Raw genomic sequence first — 16,297 nt, 5'->3', positions numbered from 1 at the left:
GATCGCCATTCCGAGCGGGTTCGTTCCCGACTTCGCGCCCTTGCTGCGGCGGGACGGGGCGGGCGCATCGACGGCTTCGGTCCCCTCCCGCAGGAGATCGATCGCATACTCGCGCAGATCTTGTCGATTGTCGTGCCCGGCCCCATTGATGATCTCGACCAGGCGCCGCGCGAGATCCTCGACCTGGGCATCCAGCTCCCGCCGACGGCGCTGTGCCAGCTCGGTTGTGCGCTCATCCTGTTCCAGAACCGCGGCTTTTTAGGATTTGTTCCGCGGCCTTGTCAACGCGACGGCGACCCGCCGGGCGACTCAAGCCGCGCCCCCGACCTGCCGACATCCGTGAGGGGACGTCCCGCTCATGCCGAACATGCTCTACGGGCCCGTCCGGCGGGCGCTGGTGCTCGCCGGTGGGGGCATCACCGGCGGCCTCTACGAGGTCGGCGCGCTCATGGCCCTCGACGCCCTGTTCGAGAACGCGACCGTGCGCGAGTTCGACCTCTACGTCGGCACGAGCGCGGGCGCGTTCGTCGCCGCCCTGGTCGCCAACGGCGTCGCGCCGGCGCGCATCCGCGACACGCTCGAGCACGACCGCCGTACCCTGCCCCATCTCACCGGCTCGCAGGTCCTCTCGATCCCCTGGCGCAGCCACCTCGCCACCGTTCCGCGGCTCGCGGCCGCTCTGCCGGGCATCGCTCATCACCTGTGGACCAACTGGGGAGAGGCGCTCGTCCTCGACACCTTGTCCTCCCTCCTGAACCACCTACCTGCCGGGCTCCTTTCCGTCGAGGGCATCGAAGCCTACGTCCGGCGCGTGCTCACCACCGGCGGCCGGACCAACGAGTTCCGGCGGCTTCGGAGCCGCCTCCTCATCCCCGCAACCAAGCTCGACACCGGCGAAATCCACGTCTTCGGGGAATATCGGGGCGATCCCACGGCGATCTCCCAGGCGGTCGCGGCCTCGGCCGCGGCCCCCATCCTGTTCGAGCCCATGCGGATCGACGGGGTCGACTACGTCGACGGTGCGGTCTCGAAGACCGGGCACGCGCGGCTCGCGATCGAGCGTGGCGCCCGCCTGGTCCTGCTCGTGAACCCGCTGCGCCCGCTCGTTCTCGACGGGGCCACGGCCCGGCCGCTGCGCGACGGCGGCGTGCTGACGGTGGCGGCGCAGTCGTTCCGCATCGCGCTCCACCGCCGCCTGCGCGAGGCGTTGAAGCGCCACGCCTACGAGCATCCCGACACCGACATCGTCCTGCTCGAGCCGCACCACGCCGACGTGCAGCTCTTCGACACCCCGCTCATGACCTACGGCCTGCGCCACGAGGTCCTGCGCCGCGGCTATCGGACGACCATCAAGACGATCGTCGCCGAGTACGACCGCTACGCCGCGCTCTTCGGCCGGCACGGCATCCGCCTGGCGTCGCGCGACACGATCGAGCGGCGGGCGCGCCGCTGGGCGCGCGCGACGCGAAGCGCGTCCGACGCCGCTTGACCCGTAGGGCGGGCGCGGCGAGACATGCCGCGTGCGGGTCGTGGTCGGGATCGTGCTCGGGCTGATCGCCGCCGCGACCGCATCGGCCACCACGCGCACCGTCGCCTTCCCGCTCGTCGTCGACTACCCCATCCTCGAGGCGGCCCTCCGGCGCGACCTCGGCATGCGCGAGGGCGCGTCGCTCGACCTCTGGGGCACGCCCGGCGACTGCCACTGGGCCGTCGTCGACGACCTCGCGCTCGGCGGCGCGGGCGGGAAGATCCGCGTCACGACCAGGGGATCGGCGGTCGTCGGCTTCCGCCTCCTGTGGTTCTGCGTGTCGCCGCTCGCCTGGCAGGGCGCGCTCGACCTCACGATGCGGCCCGAGGTCGGAGCCGACTGGCAGCTACGCTTCACGTCGCTCGAGATCGAAGCGCGCGACGCCGACGGCCGTCCCGACCGCATGACGAACAGCGCGCTGCAGCTCGCCCGCGGGCGGCTCGAGGAGCGCCTGCGTGCGTTCCACTTCGATCTCGCGCCGCCCGCCGAAGAGGCCCAGGCGCTCCTGCGCGCCTCGGCGCCGCCCGATCGCGCCGCGCCGGCGCTGGCGGCGATCGCGACGCTGCGTCCGATCGAGACCGCCGCCGCCGACGAAGGCGTCCGCGTCCGCATCGCGATGGACGTGCCCGAGGTCGCGGGCTCGCCGGCGGCCGCCGAGCCCGCGCTCTCGGAGGACGAGGCCAAGCGCTGGGACGATCGCATCGACCGCTGGGATGCCTTCCTCGCCTTCGCCGTGAAGACGCTCGGCGCTGCGAGCGCCGACCAGGGCGCTCGCAGCGAGCTGCTCGCGATCCTGCTCGACGGCCGGCGCGAGCTGGTCGAGACGCTGCGCCAGGGCCCCGTTCCCGGAACCGACCCGGTGCGGAATCTCTTCCTCTCGTCGTGGGATCGGCTGCGCGTCCAGACGCGACGCGCGGTGCGCCAGGGCGAGCTCGGCGATCGCGCATACCGCTTCGTCACCTTCCTCGCCGCCGGCGACGCCCTGGCGGCCCTCGACCAGGCGGGTCCAGGTCTCGGCCTCGAGATCTCGGCGGACGGTCTGCGGCGGCTCGCGCGCGTGCTCGACCCCGAGCGGACAGGGGATCCGATCGCGGTGTCGGACGCGCCCGATCCCGAGCTGCGGAAGCTCTTCGGCTTCCAGGACCCGGCCACCGACCTCGCCCCGTCGCCGCCGACGACGACCGGGTCGACGACCACCGTGCCGACCACGACCGTGCCCCCGACGACCCTGCCGCTCTCCTGGCTCTGGAGTCCGGCCGCGGCCGAGGCGGCGACGGTCGATCTCGCCGCCATCTCCCGTCGCCTCGATCGCTGGGTGCCCGGCGACACCGAGCTCGACGACTACCGTGGCGTCGTGGATCAGATGCTCGCGACCGTCGCGGCGCACCGCGAGAGCCGCGTCGCCGCGCGCTTCGGGCCCGTGTATCGAAGCCTCGTCCCCGCCGTCGCCTGGCAGGAGAGCTGCTGGCGCCAGTTCGTGGACCGGGGCGGCACGGTCACCTTTCTTCTCTCGGCAACCGGCGACGTCGGCATCATGCAGGTGAACCGGCGCGTGTGGCGCGGCTTCTTCGACGTCCGCAAGCTCGAATGGGACGCGGTCTACAACGCCGCCGCCGGCGCCGAGATCCTGGTGCAGCTCCTGGACCGCTTCGGCGCCAGGGAGGGCGGGACGGTGCTCGCCAATGCCGCGCGCGCGACGTACTCGGCGTACAACGGCGGCCCCGGCGCGCATCGACGCTACCGGTCGCCGAAGGCGAGCCCGCTCGGCCGCGCGATCGACGGCGGCTTCTTCGAGAAGTACCAGCTCGTCGCCGCCGGCAAGGCCGGCGCCGGCGTCCTGTGCATGTGAAGACGATTGCAGGCCCGGAGCGACGGCAGTATGACGGCCCCTCCCCACCATGCATCGTTCGTGGCACGGGCGTCGCGGGCTCGAGCTCGCGTTGCTGCTCGTCGTCGCCGGTCTCGCGGCGTACGGCGTGAGCGCCGCGCTGCGAGCCGCGGTCGACCCGCTGCCGCCCGAGCCGCCGTCGCCCGCGGCAAGCCGTGCGCCGGTGGAGCCGATCGACGCCTACGCTCCCATTGCCGCGCGCGACCTCTTCAACGCGCAGGCGACCGGGACGGGGCGCGGCGGCGCCACGATCCGTCTGGTCGGCGTGGGCTTCCAGGCGGGCGAGGCGCGCGCGGCCGTCGAGGACCTGACGACGCACCGCCAGGACCTCGTGCGCGTCGGCGACACGCTCGGCGAGGGCCGCGTCGCGAGCATCGCGTGGGATCACCTCGTGCTCGCGACGCCCGGCGGCGAGACGACGATCGAGCTCGCGGCCGCACCCCGCGCCGACGATGGGACGACACCCGACCCGGCGCCCCGGGAGCCCGCTCCCCTGAGCGCGGCGCTCGTGCGACAGACCGCGGCCAACGCGTTCGTCGTCGACCGTCGCGAGCTGGCAGGCGCGGCCGACGACATGAGCGGCCTCATGACGCAGCTCCGCGCCGTCGCCGAGGTGGAGGAAGGCCGCCCCGCCGGCTTCCGGCTCTTCCAGATCAAGGACGACAGCATCTTCCGGCGGCTCGGCCTCCAGGACGGCGACGTCGTGCAGCGCGTGAACGGGCAGGCCGCCTCGGATCCGGCGACGCTGCTCGCCTTCCTGCAGCGCCTGCGCACCGAGCCGCGCGTGGCGCTCGACATCCGGCGCGGCAAGGAGCGCCGCACCCTCGTCTACGACCTGCGATGACGCCTCGCCTGGCCGCCCTCTGTCTCGCCCTCCTCGTGACGGTCGCGCGCGCCGCGACCACCGGCGACGACGCGACCGTGGCCTTCAACTTCCAGGACGTCGAGATCCCCGTGCTGACCAAGTTCGTGAGCGAGGTCACGGGACGGAACTTCATCGTCGACGAGCGCGTACACGGCAAGGTGACCGTCATCTCACCGACGCGCCTCACGCCCGACGAGGCCTGGCTCGTGTTCCAGTCGGTGCTGCAGGTGAAGGGCTTCGCGACCATCCAGTCCGGAAGCTTCACCAAGATCATGCCGGCGCGCGACGCCGTGCAAGCGGGCAGCGGGGGCGGCGAAATCACGACCCGCATCGTGCCGCTCACGCACGCCGATGCGGCGGCGCTCGTGCCCGTCCTGCAGCCCCTCGTCTCCAAGGACGGCGTGCTGACGGCGCACCCGGCGACGAACCGTCTGGTCGTCGTCGACACGGCGGGCAACGTCGAGCGGCTCGCCATGCTCGCCCACGAGCTCGACCAGGAGGGCTCGGCGGACGCGTCCGACACCCTGCCGCTGCGCTTCGCGCCCGCCGAGGAGATCGCCAAGCGCCTGCGCGACGCGCTCGCCGGCGACCCGGGCGGCCCCGCGCCCATGAAGGTCGTCGCCGAGCCGCGCACGAACAGCCTCGTCCTGTCCGGCGCGCCCGATCAGATCGCGCGCGCGCGAACCATCGCGCGCCGGCTCGACGTCGAGCCGCTGCCGGCCGCGTCGACCGTGCACGTCTACCGATTGAAGAATGCCGATTCGTCGAGCCTCGTGCGCGTCCTGGCACAGCTCCTGGGTCTGCCCGTCCCGCCCGAGCCCGAGCGCCGCCCGCAGGGCAGCTCCTTCTCGCGCCGCAACGACCGCCCGACGATGCCGCCCCTCGGCTACGACGGCGAGTCGGGCGAGCCGCCGACGCAGATCCACGCCGAGCCGGCGACGACGGGCAGCGCATCGACGATCGCGCTCGAGGCGCCCGTCCGCGTGACGGCCGATCCGGCGACCAACTCCCTCATCGTCTCGGCGACACCGTCGGACTGGCGCACGCTCGCGAACGTCATCGCGCAGCTCGACATGCGGCGCCGGCAGGTGTTCGTCGAGGCGATCATCCTCGAGGTGACGGCCGACAAGCTGCGCGCGCTCGGCATCGAATTCCAGGGCGCGGGCGCCAGCGCGAGCAACACCGGGATCGGCCAGCTCAATTTCGGCTCGATCGCATCGGCGGCCGCGAACCCGACCTCGCTCCCCGGCCTGATCCTCGCCGCCGCGAGCAACCACATGGTGACGCTGCCGTCGGGACAGGAGGTGCCAGCGTACACGCTGCTGCTCACGGCCCTCCAGCAGGAGAACGACGTCAACGTCCTCTCGGCCCCGAACGTCGTCACGACCGACAACGAGGAGGCCGAGATCGTGGTCGGGCGCAACGTGCCCTTCATCGCGAGCCGGGCCACCTCGAGCTCGAACCTCTCGAACCTCTTCACGACCATCGAGCGCCACGACGTCGGCATCACGCTGCGCATGACGCCGCAGATCATCGCCGACGACTACGTGCGACTGACGCTCTTCGAAGAGGTGTCCGACATCGACCCCACCGCGATCGACACCGGCGACCCGAACCAGGTCGGCCCGACGACGACCGTGCGCTCGGCGAGCACGGTCGTCGCGGCGCGCAACGGGCAGACGATCGTGATCGGCGGCCTGCTCGCCGACACGCTGCGCTCGATCGAGCGCGGCGTCCCGTATCTGGCCGACGTGCCCGTGCTCGGCTTCCTCTTCCGGCGCAACGACGACCGGCACGTGAAGACGAACCTGCTGGCGTTCCTGACGCCGCACGTGATCGGCTCCGACACGCAGATGGCGGCCGAGTCGGCCGCCGTGCGCGCGCGGCTGCCGCGCGCGCTGCGCGACAGTCCGGCCGTGAAGGACCGGCATTGGGAGGCGCCGCCGGAGAGCCCGCAGTGACCGACGCGCGCGAGGTCGCCGCCACGCTCGGCCTTCCCTTCACGCGAACGATCCCCGCCCTTCCCACGCGCGAGCTGCTGGCGCCGCTCCCGATGCAGTACGCGCGCCGCCACCTGGTGCTGCCGCTGCGCGACGACGCCGATGCACTCGAGGTGGCGGTGGCCGATCCCTGCGCGCTCGCACCCCTCGACGACCTGCGCTTCGTCTACCGGCGCGCGGTCCGCCCGCTCGTGGTGCCGGCGGCGGCGCTGCGCGAAGCCATCGCGCGCGCGTACGACGACGCCGCGCGCGGCGAGGACTCGGCCGCCGCCGCGCTCCGGCAGGAGCTCGATCTCGGGAGCGAGGATCTGGAGGCGCTCGCCGAGCGCCCCGACCTGCTCGACGCCGACGACGAGGCACCGGTGATCCGGCTCGCGAACGCGCTCCTGACGGAGGCCGTGAAGGCGGGAGCGAGCGACGTGCACGTCGAGCCCTACGAGCGCAGCCTCGCGGTGCGCTTCCGCGTCGACGGCGTCCTCCACGACGTGCTGGCGCCGCCGGCGCGCCTCGGGCCCGTGCTCGCCTCGCGCGTGAAGATCATGGCCGGCCTCGACGTCGCCGAGCGCCGTCTGCCGCAGGACGGCCGCGTCGCGGTGCGCGTCGGCGGTCGCGACGTCGACGTGCGCGTGTCCGTCGTCCCGACCGCGTTCGGCGAGCGCGTGGTGCTGCGACTCCTCGACCGCTCCAGCGCCATGCTGCCGCTCGATGCCCTCGGCCTCGTGCCGGCGATCGGCGCGCGCGTGGCCCCGCTGCTCGCCCGCACGCACGGCATCTTCCTCGTGACCGGGCCCACCGGCAGCGGCAAGACGACGACGCTCTACGCGGCGCTACGCCGGCTCGCCGACGGGTCGCGCAACGTCATGACGATCGAGGATCCGATCGAGTACCAGCTCCCCGGCATTGCCCAGATGCAGGTGCACCCGCGCATCGGGCTCGGCTTCGCGGCGGGGCTGCGGGCCATCCTGCGGCAGGATCCGGACGTGATCCTGGTGGGTGAGATCCGCGACCGGGAGACGGCCGACGTCGCGCTCCAGGCGGCGCTCACGGGGCATCTCGTGTTCGCGACGCTGCACACGAACGACGCCGCCACCGCCGTCACGCGGCTCCTCGACATGGGCGTCGAGCCGTATCTCATCGCGTCGTCGGTCGTGGCCGTGCTGGCGCAACGCCTCGTGCGGCGGCGCTGCGAGCCCTGCGGCGGCGGGGGATGCGCGCGCTGTCGCGGCACGGGGCTCCGCGGCCGCACCGGCATCCACGAGCTCGCCATCGTCGACGACGCGGTGCGGGCGCGGATCATGGAGCGCGCCGACGCCGCGTCGATCCACGCCGCGGCCGTCGCCGGCGGCATGGTGCCGCTGCGCGCCGACGGCCTCGCCAAGGCGGCGGCGGGCGTCACGACCGAGGCCGAGGTCGTGCGCGTGACGCAGGAGGACGGCTGATGCCGGTGTTCGCGTATCGGGCGCGGACCACGGCCGGCCGCGCCGAGCACGGCGTCGTCGACGCCGAGAGCGTACGCGGCGCATGGCAGCAGCTCCGCGCGCGCGGGGTCTTCCCGATCGAGCTCACGACCGCGAGCGAGGCCGCCGGTGAGAACGGGCGCGCCGACGCGCGCGAGCTCGCCGCCGCGACGCGCCAGCTGGCATCGCTCGTCGGCGCCGGCGTCCCGGTCGCCGAGGCGCTCGAGAGCCTCGCCGAGGAGTCGAGCGGACCCGCGCTGCGCCGCGCGCTCACGGTCGCGCGCGCGCGGCTGCGCGAAGGCACGTCGCTCGCCGACGCGCTCGGCGCGAGCCCGCGCGTCTTCCCGCCCCTCTACCGCGAGCTCGTGCGCGTCGGCGAGGCGAGCGGCGCGCTCGCGCCCGTGCTGGGCCGCCTCGCGGCCGACACCGAGGCGTCCGCGGCCCGGCGGGCGCGCGTCCGCGCGGCCCTCGCCTATCCCGCCGTCATGACGGCGACGACGGTGCTGGTGCTCTCCTTTCTCCTGGTCTGGGTCGTCCCGCAGGTGACGCGCCTGCTGGCGGAAACCGGAACGACGCTGCCGCTCGCGACGCGCCTGCTGGTCGCCGGGGCCGCGTTCCTCGCCTGGACGTGGTGGCTGTGGGCGCTCGCGATCGTGGCCGCCGCGGTCCTCGCGCCGCGGTGGTACGCGACGGCGGCGGGTCGGGCGGCGGTCGATCGGCTGCTCGCGCGCCTGCCGGTGGTCGGGCGCATCGTCACGACCGCGGCCACGGCGCGGGTCGCGCGCACGCTGGCGACGGTGCTGGGGAGCGGGCTCGCCCTCGACGCCGGGCTCGACATGGCCGCCACCACCGCCGGCAACGCGCGCATGCGGGACGCGCTGCAGCTCGCGCGCGAAGCGGTTCGGCGCGGCGACGGCCTCGCGGCGGTGCTGCGCACCCAGGGGCTCTTCGCGCCGAGCGTGTGCCGGCTGATCGCCACCGCCGAGCGTACGGGCACGCTCGCCGAGGCGTTCGAGCGCGCGGCGGGGGCTGCGGACGCCGACGTCGAGCGCGCGCTCGAGACCGCCACGGGCCTCATCGAGCCGGCGCTCGTGCTGATCATGGGCGGCGCGGTGCTCTTCCTCGTGCTCGCGATCCTGGTGCCGATCCTGACCCTCAATCCGCTCGGAGCGCGCCCGTGAGCACGCGACCGGGCGCGCAGGGCTACACGCTCCTCGAGATCATGGTGGTCGTGTTCATCCTGGGGCTCCTCGTCACCATCGTCGCGCCGCGCATCATGGGCCGCACCGACGAGGCGCGCGTCACGAGCGCGATCGCCAACATGAAGAGCATCGAGCAGGCCTTGAACCTCTACCGCCTCGACAACGGCACCTACCCCACGACCGAACAGGGGCTGGAGGCCCTCGTGACGCGCCCGACGGCGCCACCCATCCCGAGAGCCTGGCGCAGCGAGGGCTACCTCCCGCGCGTTCCGCTCGACCCATGGGGCAACGCGTTCGTCTACGTGCTCGCGACGCCGCAGCGCTATGCGTTGAGGTCCCTCGGATCCGACGGGGTCGAGGGCGGTGACGGCCTCGCCGGAGACATCGATGCGCGCGAGCGGTGATCGTCCAAGGGGCCCGGGGCTCACGCTCGTCGAGGTGCTGGCGGTGGTCACCATCGTCGGGCTCGCGGCCGCGATCGTCCTGCCGCGCCTGCCGGGCGGCGCCGAGCTCCGCGTCGAAGCCGCCGCGTCGCGGCTGGCGGAGCGACTCTCGGAGGCGCGCGAGCGCGCGATCTTCGGCGGGCGCCCGCAGCGGGTCGCCGTTGACGCCATGACGGCCGGCGTCCACGTCGCGGCGATCGAGGTCGGCGGGATGGTGCGACGTGGCGGCGGCGTCGAGCTCGGCGCCGACGGCGACGCACTCCCGGTCCGCGTGACGCTCGCGGGCGATGGCGGCGCGCGCGCGATCGTGCTGCTGCCGGCCGGGCTCGGGCGCGCGCGGGTCGTGCGCGAGGACGGCGCATGAGCCGGCGCGGCTTCACCCTCGTCGAGGTCGTCGTCGCCCTCGGCGTGACGGCGCTCGTCATGGCGGCGCTCGCCGGCACCGTGACGGCGAGCCTGCACGCGCGCGCCGCAGCGACCGAGACCCTGGACCGCACGACGACGGCGCGCACCGCCCTTCTGCACCTGGAGCGCGAGCTCGCCGCGGCGCTGCCGGAAGGGTTCTCCGTCTCGGCCACGCCCCCGACCCTGCGCTTCACGGGAGGCGCCGAGCCGGGCGCGCATCTCACCTACTTCGTGCAGGACGGCGCGCTCGCGCGCCGGGCAGAGCCGCGCTTCGCCGCCCCGGACGCGCCACTCGCCCCGGTAGTCGCGCTCGCGCCCGGCGTCAGCGCGCTCGACGTCCGGGTCCTCGACGGGACGGAGTGGAAATCCGTCTGGACGGGCCGCGAGCCCCCGCGCGCCGCGCGCGTCGCGCTCACGCTCGACGACGGCCAGGAGCTCGACGTCGTCGTGCCGATCCCGACGGGACGCGGCAGGCGCGAGTCGTGAGCCACGTCCTCGGCATCGACCTGGCGCCCGGCGAGCTGCGCGTGGCGCACGCCGAGCGGCGGCGCTTCGGCGCGACGCGGCTCGTCCGGCTCGAGCGCATCCCGTACGCGAGCGACGCCGACCTCGGCCGCGCGCTCAGGCGCCTGGCGAACGCGCATCCGTCCGCGTCGGTCCTGACCGCGCTGCCGCTCGCAGCGGCGGCGCATCGCCTCCTTTCCCTGCCGTTCCGCGACGGCCGGCGGCTGCGGGAGACGGTGCCGCTCGAGCTCGTGGGTCATCTGCCGAGCGATCCGGGCGACGTCGCCATCGGCTTCGATACGATCGAAGCGACCGCGCGGGGCACGACCGTGATCGCCGCCGCCGTTCGCAGGGACGAGATCACGGCGCTGCGAGCACGTCTCGCCGCCGCGGCGCTCGTCCCCGAGCGGGTCGCGCTCGCGCCGCTGCCCATCTGGAACCTCGTCACCCTCGCGGACGCCACGCTCGTGGTGGCCGACGGCGCGCGCAGCACCGCGAGCGTCCGGCGCGCCGGCCGGCTCGCCGGCCTGCGGGCGCTCGGCGCCAGCCCGGGCGATCTCGACGGATTCGTTGCCGAGGTCCGCTGGACCCTCGACGCGATGGGCGGCGCCACCACCATCGTGCTGGCCGGTCCGGACGCGACCAGCGAGCTCGCCGCGCGCCTCGACGCCGAGCCGATCGATCGGGCGGCGTCGTGGCGCGATCCCTCCCTCGGCGCCTGCGCCCTCGCGGCGGGGCTCGCCGCCGGGCCGAGCCTCACGCTCGACGCCGCGCGCACCGCCCCGGCGCCGGCGGCGCATCGGCGCCGCGTGGTCGGCCTCGCCGCAGCGGCGGCGCTCGTCGCGGTCGCCGACCTCGCCATCGTGCGCGCGGGGCTGGGTCGGCGCGAAGCGATGCTCGCCGAGGCCACGCGGGCCACGGCGGCCGCGGCGTTGCCGGCGGGGACGCGGCTCGTCGCGCCCCGGGCGCAGCTCGAAGCGGCGGTCGGCGCCGGCACGCAGGGGCTCCGACCCGGCGCCGTGCTCGCGCTGCTGCGCGAGCTCAGCCAGCGCGTCCCCGCGAGCGTGCACCTGGACCTCGACGAGCTGACGCTCGACGGCGACGTGCTGCGGCTGCACGGCCGTGCCGAGGGCTTCGAGGCGATCGACGTCCTGCAGCGGGCGCTCGCCGCGGCCCCGGGCCTGCGCGACGTCGCGGCCGAGGATTCGCGCGCGACGGTCGACGGGCGTGGCGTCGAGTTCGCGCTCCGGGCGACCTGGGGACCCAGCGTGGGGGCGCCGTCGTGACCGCGCAGCTGCGCGGCTGGCTCGCGACACGCAGCGAGCGCGAGCAGCGGCTGCTCGCGGTCGCCGCTGCGCTCGCGCTGGGCTCCGCCGCGCTGCTCGCCGTCGCCGCCGTCCGCGCCGACCTCGCCGCCCGCCGGGCTCGCGTGGTTGCGCTCGAGCGCGAGCTCGCCGCCGTCCGCCGGCTCGCCGCGACGCTCGGGCAGGACGGCCGCGCCGCCGCCGGCAGGCCGTCGACGCTGGCGCGCCTGCAGGCCGCGGCCGACGCAGTCGGCCTCGGCGAGCGCATCGCGGCCATGACGCCCGCGGCGGACGGGAGCACGACCGACGACCGCGTGAGCCTGCGGATCGCCGGCGCGTCCCTGGCCGACACCGTCGGCCTCCTGCACGCGCTCGAAACGGAGGAGCCGGCGATCGGCGTCGCGCGCTTCGCCCTCCGCAAGCACCCCGACGACGCGACGCGCTTCGATCTCGTGCTGGAAGCCACGCAGCGCCGCCCCACGCCGTGACGCGCCGCCGCCTCGCCATCGCCGGGCTCGTCGTCGTCGCGTTCCTCGCCGGTGTCGCGATCACGTTCCCCACCGAGGCGGTGGTACGCGCCATGGTCGCCCGGGTGCCGCTGCCGGACCAGATGCAGGTCTCGTTCGCAAGCGCGCATCTGCGCCCGGACGGCCTGCGCCTGGACGACGTTCACCTGACGCGTCCCGACGGCTCGAACGCGTTCGACGCCGACTGGCTCCGACTGCGCCCGTCCCTGCTGGGTCTCTGGCGCGACCGCACGGGGCGGCCGTGGTCGGTCGCGCTCGCGACCTGCCAGGGGCGGATCGAAATCGAGGTCGGCGCCGAGGGCGCGACGACGCCGATCAGCGTGGTGCTCACCGACGTCGAGCTCGCGACCTGCATCCCGTACGTCGCGCCGCGGGTCGACGCGTACGGGCGCGTGAACGGCGCCGTGCACGCTCGCGTCGGGGGGCGCGACCCGACATCGGGCGACGGAGCATTCGAGATCCGCGGCGCGGCCTGGCACCCGGGCGGCGGACTCGAGGACCTCGTGATCCGCGCCGACGCCGCGACCCTGCGCGGCCGTCTCGCCGATCGCCGCTTCGAGCTCGAGACGATCGAGGCCTCGAGCGAGGACTTCCGCGCGACCGGGCGCGGCAGCATCCGCTTCGTCACGCCGACGAACGACAGCGTGCTCGACCTGCGCCTCAGCGTCACGCCCGGCCACACCATGCCGCCGACGCTGCGCCGCTGGTTCGACGGCGTGCCGGGCGCAGCGCCCGACGCACAGGGCACACGCACGCTGCGCCTGCAGGGAACGATCGGCAACCCGCGCCTCGTCGCGGCGGGCAGGCTCGAATGACCCGGCGGCGCGGCTTCACGCTCGTCGAGGTCGTGGTGGCGGTCGCGGTCCTCGCCACGGCGGGCGTCGCGCTCCAGCGGCTGATGGTCCAGAGCGGGACGACGATCGATCACGACGTGCGCCGCGCGCGGACCCTCGTCATGGCGCGGACCCTCATGGCCGAAGCGACACTCCGCCCGCCGCCGCCCGGTCGCGAGGAGGGCGAGCGCCCGGGCGACCTGCGATTCGTGCGCGAGGTGCGGCCGACGCCGCATCCGCGCTTGCTCGAGATCCGGGTCCACGTGGCCTCGGGCGACGGCGGCGACGCGGCCGAGCTGGTGGAGATCGTCTATGCGCCGCCCGCGTGAGCGCGGTGTCGCCCTGGTCGCGGCGACGATGGCGGTCGCGGTGCTGACGGTCGTGGCCGTCGGGTTCGCCGTCACCGCCACGACCGGCGACCGGCTGGCCGCGAATGCGCTCGCGACCGTGCAGGCCGAGGCCCTCGCCCGCTCCGGCGTCGCAGCCGCGCGGGCCGCGCTGGTCGACGCGTCGGCCGCGGGCGCGCCCGACACGCTCGCCTCGCCCTGGGCGCTTCCGCTCGAGCCGCAGGCGCTCGGCGCCGGCACGGTGCAGGTCGAGGTCGTGGACGAAGCGCGGCGCCTCGATCTCAACGCGGTGCCCGACGCGCTGCCCGCGCTGCTGTCGCGCCTGGGCCTCGATCCGCTCGTCGCCGACGCGATCCTCGACTGGACCGACGCCGACGACGTCGCGCGGCCGCACGGCGCCGAGCGCGCGTGGTACCGCGCACAGCAGCCGCCGCGCGGGGCCGCCAACCGCCCCCTCGCGACGGTCGGCGAGCTCTTGCTCGTGCGCGGCATCGACGAGCGCATGCTCGCGCGCCTGCGCCCGTTCGTCACCGCGGCGGGCGAGGACGGCGTCAACCCGAACACCGCGCCGCCCGAAGTCCTGTTCGCGGTCTGGCCCGACCCGTCGCGCGTCGGCGAGATCACGGCGGCGCGAGCCCGCGGACCCGTCGAATGTCAGGACCTTCCGCATTGCACGACCACCAGCCGGAGCTACACGGTGCGCAGCACGGGGACGGTGGGGGGCGCGCGGCGCACGATCGCGGCCCTCGTCCGCGTGCTTCCTTCCGTTGACACCGAGATCGACGGCTGGACGTGGGAGATGGCGGAGCCGCCCTGAGCGTCATGGAACCGTCGGCCGGCGGCGCTCGCGTGACACGGCCGGCTATGTGGCTCGCGTAGGGGATTTCCCCTACCGGCGAGCGCCGGCGCGGGCGCAGGCGGACGGAAGATCCCGGGTTGCCGGGGCGATCGGGCTTCGCCGGGTGGAACCGCCCTTGCACTCCCGCCCGGGGCGCTCCGCTCGCGCGGGGAGCCCCTTCCTCCATGGAGCCCCGGACCCCAGCCCCGCGCGCCCGCGATCGCCGATTGCTCGCCCCGCTCGGCCGTCGCCTGGCGCTCGCCATCCTGGCGATCGTGCTCTCGCTCGGGAGCGCGTCCGCCGCGACGACGACGATTCCGGGCACCCCGATGACGATCGTCCTGCTCGACACGCAGGGCGGACGTCATCAGGTCCGCTGGAACGGCGTCCGCCAGATCTATCCGAACAGCGACACCGCGGCCGACTCCGGCATCACGCTCTTCTTCAACGGGACGAGCTACGGCTTCTCGGGCAACGCCACCGGAGGCGTCGTCGGCGCGAACACGTTCGGCGTCTCGTCGCAGACGGGGCTGCTCGGCACGGGCACGCTCGCCGATCCGTGGCGCGTGACGACGGTGCTCACCGGCGGCGCCACCGTGACGGTGACGCAGACCGTCTACTACGTGCAGGGCGACGGCTTCGCGACGGTGAAGTGGGTGGTGCTGAGCACCGCGAACTATCCGGGAGCGCGCCTCTTCCACGCGGTCGACTCGTTCCCGCAGGGTCAGGACCGCGGCTACGGCGCCTTCAACGCCGCCTGCTCGAGCGTGAGCGTCTCGTCGCCGCAGGTGGGTCCCAACTTCTTCAGCGAGTGGACCCCGATCACGCCTGCGTCGGCATATCGCGAGGTACTCTACTCGACGGGCTGGAACGCCGTCCGAGCGGGCACGCTCAACAACACCGTCGACGCCACCTGGCACGACGCGTTCATGGCGCTGCAGTGGACCTTCGACCTCGCGGCCGGCGTGCCCACCACGATCTATCAGAAGATGGCGTTCGGCAGCTCCGCCTGCAGCACGCCGAACACGCCGCCGGCGTACCTGAGCCCGCCCACGGTCGCCGTCGCGGCCAGCGCGACGCCGAACCCTGCGACAGGGACGACCACCGCGCTCAGCGTCCTCGGCGCGGACAACCTCGCCGAGAGCACGCTCACCTACACCTGGGCCGTCACCTCGGGCCCCTCCGGCGTCGCCTTCAACCAGAACGGCACCAACGCCGCGAAGAACGCCACCGCGACCTTCACGCAGGCGGGCACCTACACGTTCCAGGTGACCATCACCGACCAGGACGCGCTCACCGTCACGAGCTCGGTCGTGGTGGTGGTCCAGCAGACGGCCTCGACGGTCACCGTGTCGCCTGCGAGCGCGGCCATCGATCCGCACGCGACCCAGGCGTTCTCGGGCTCGCTCCGCGACCAGTTCGGCAACGCGATGGCGTCGCAGCCCCCGGCGTACAACTGGATGGTCTCGGGCGGCGGCTCGATCGATGCCACCGGCGTCTTCACCGCCGGTGGCAACGGCGGCGGGCCGTTCACCGTCACCGCGACGGATCCGGGCTCGTCCGCTTCCGGCACCGCGGCGGTGACGATCGCGAACGACGCGCCGACGATCTCGGTCGCCGCGAGCGCGACGCCGAACCCCGCCACTGGGACGAGCACCGCGCTCTCCGTGCTCGGCGCCGACGACGGCGGCGAGAGCCACCTCACCTACACCTGGGCCGTGACCGCGGGTCCGGCCGCCGTCGGCTTCAGCCCGAACGGCACCAACGCGGCCAAGAGCTCGACGGCGACGTTCGCGCAGGCCGGCACCTATACCCTCCAGGCCACCGTCACCGACGAGGACGGCCTCACGGTCACGAGCTCGGTGGTGGTCGTCGTCAGCCAGACCGCCACGAGCGTCACCGTCGCGCCCGCCAGCGCCACCGTCGATCCCAACGCGACGCAGGCGTTCGGCGCCACGGTCTTCGACCAGTTCGGCGCGGCCCTCGCCGTGCAGCCCGCGGTGACGTGGATGGTCTCCGGCGGCGGCTCGATCGACGCGGCTGGCGTGTTCACGGCCGGGGGCAACGGCGGCGGCCCGTTCACCGTCACCGCGACGGCGTCGGGCCACTCCGGCACGGCGAGCGTCACGATCGCGAACGACGCCCCGACGATCGCC

At 74.5% G+C, this 16,297-nt stretch carries 15 protein-coding genes; all 15 read left to right on the top strand.

Going from position 1 to position 16,297, the window contains the following annotated elements:
* The first annotated feature begins 358 nt into the window (after window positions 1-358).
* Complete coding sequence (locus VMS22_25560; protein ID HXJ37410.1) at window positions 359-1,489, top strand: patatin-like phospholipase family protein; 1,131 nt, start codon at window positions 359-361, stop codon at window positions 1,487-1,489.
* Between the two features lie 31 nt (window positions 1,490-1,520).
* On the top strand, window positions 1,521-3,377 hold the full coding sequence (locus tag VMS22_25555) for a lytic transglycosylase domain-containing protein (GenBank protein ID HXJ37409.1): 1,857 nt from the start codon (window positions 1,521-1,523) through the stop codon (window positions 3,375-3,377).
* A gap of 49 nt (window positions 3,378-3,426) precedes the next feature.
* A complete protein-coding gene (locus VMS22_25550; GenBank protein ID HXJ37408.1) occupies window positions 3,427-4,260 on the top strand; it encodes a hypothetical protein in 834 nt (277 codons plus the stop codon).
* Window positions 4,257-6,242: a type II secretion system secretin GspD gene (gene gspD / locus VMS22_25545; protein ID HXJ37407.1), complete on the top strand. Its 1,986-nt coding sequence runs from the start codon at window positions 4,257-4,259 to the stop codon at window positions 6,240-6,242. The genes VMS22_25550 and gspD overlap by 4 nt, the downstream gene beginning before the upstream one ends.
* Window positions 6,239-7,720, top strand: coding sequence for an ATPase, T2SS/T4P/T4SS family (locus VMS22_25540; protein ID HXJ37406.1), 1,482 nt, complete (start codon window positions 6,239-6,241; stop codon window positions 7,718-7,720). The genes gspD and VMS22_25540 overlap by 4 nt, the downstream gene beginning before the upstream one ends.
* Window positions 7,720-8,919, top strand: a complete 1,200-nt coding sequence (locus tag VMS22_25535; GenBank protein ID HXJ37405.1) for a type II secretion system F family protein — start codon at window positions 7,720-7,722, stop codon at window positions 8,917-8,919. Before VMS22_25540 ends, VMS22_25535 begins: the two co-directional genes overlap by 1 nt.
* A 41-nt stretch (window positions 8,920-8,960) precedes the next feature.
* Window positions 8,961-9,344, top strand: a complete 384-nt coding sequence (gene gspG / locus VMS22_25530) for a type II secretion system major pseudopilin GspG (protein HXJ37404.1) — start codon at window positions 8,961-8,963, stop codon at window positions 9,342-9,344.
* Complete coding sequence (locus tag VMS22_25525) at window positions 9,328-9,747, top strand: prepilin-type N-terminal cleavage/methylation domain-containing protein (protein ID HXJ37403.1); 420 nt, start codon at window positions 9,328-9,330, stop codon at window positions 9,745-9,747. The genes gspG and VMS22_25525 overlap by 17 nt, the downstream gene beginning before the upstream one ends.
* The gene (locus tag VMS22_25520; protein HXJ37402.1) at window positions 9,744-10,274 is read left to right on the top strand and encodes a type II secretion system protein; all 531 of its coding nucleotides are present in this window, start codon (window positions 9,744-9,746) and stop codon (window positions 10,272-10,274) included. The genes VMS22_25525 and VMS22_25520 overlap by 4 nt, the downstream gene beginning before the upstream one ends.
* Window positions 10,271-11,578: a PilN domain-containing protein gene (locus tag VMS22_25515; protein HXJ37401.1), complete on the top strand. Its 1,308-nt coding sequence runs from the start codon at window positions 10,271-10,273 to the stop codon at window positions 11,576-11,578. Before VMS22_25520 ends, VMS22_25515 begins: the two co-directional genes overlap by 4 nt.
* Window positions 11,575-12,084, top strand: coding sequence for a type II secretion system protein GspM (gene gspM, locus VMS22_25510; protein HXJ37400.1), 510 nt, complete (start codon window positions 11,575-11,577; stop codon window positions 12,082-12,084). Before VMS22_25515 ends, gspM begins: the two co-directional genes overlap by 4 nt.
* Window positions 12,081-12,938, top strand: a complete 858-nt coding sequence (gene gspN, locus VMS22_25505) for a type II secretion system protein GspN (GenBank protein ID HXJ37399.1) — start codon at window positions 12,081-12,083, stop codon at window positions 12,936-12,938. Before gspM ends, gspN begins: the two co-directional genes overlap by 4 nt.
* Entirely contained in the window at window positions 12,935-13,285 is a 351-nt protein-coding gene (locus VMS22_25500) for a prepilin-type N-terminal cleavage/methylation domain-containing protein (GenBank protein ID HXJ37398.1), read from the top strand. The genes gspN and VMS22_25500 overlap by 4 nt, the downstream gene beginning before the upstream one ends.
* Window positions 13,269-14,120 carry a type II secretion system minor pseudopilin GspK gene (gene gspK / locus VMS22_25495; GenBank protein ID HXJ37397.1) on the top strand — a complete coding sequence of 284 codons (852 nt, stop codon included), beginning with the start codon at window positions 13,269-13,271 and terminating at the stop codon, window positions 14,118-14,120. Before VMS22_25500 ends, gspK begins: the two co-directional genes overlap by 17 nt.
* A gap of 206 nt (window positions 14,121-14,326) precedes the next feature.
* Window positions 14,327-16,297 (top strand): hypothetical protein (locus VMS22_25490; protein ID HXJ37396.1); only part of this gene is annotated, 1,971 nt, incomplete at its 3' end.

The organism is Candidatus Eisenbacteria bacterium (genome assembly GCA_035577985.1).
Taxonomy (GTDB): domain Bacteria; phylum Desulfobacterota; class Binatia; order DP-6; family DP-6; genus DATJZY01.
This window is presented reverse-complemented; position numbering and strand designations above follow the sequence as displayed.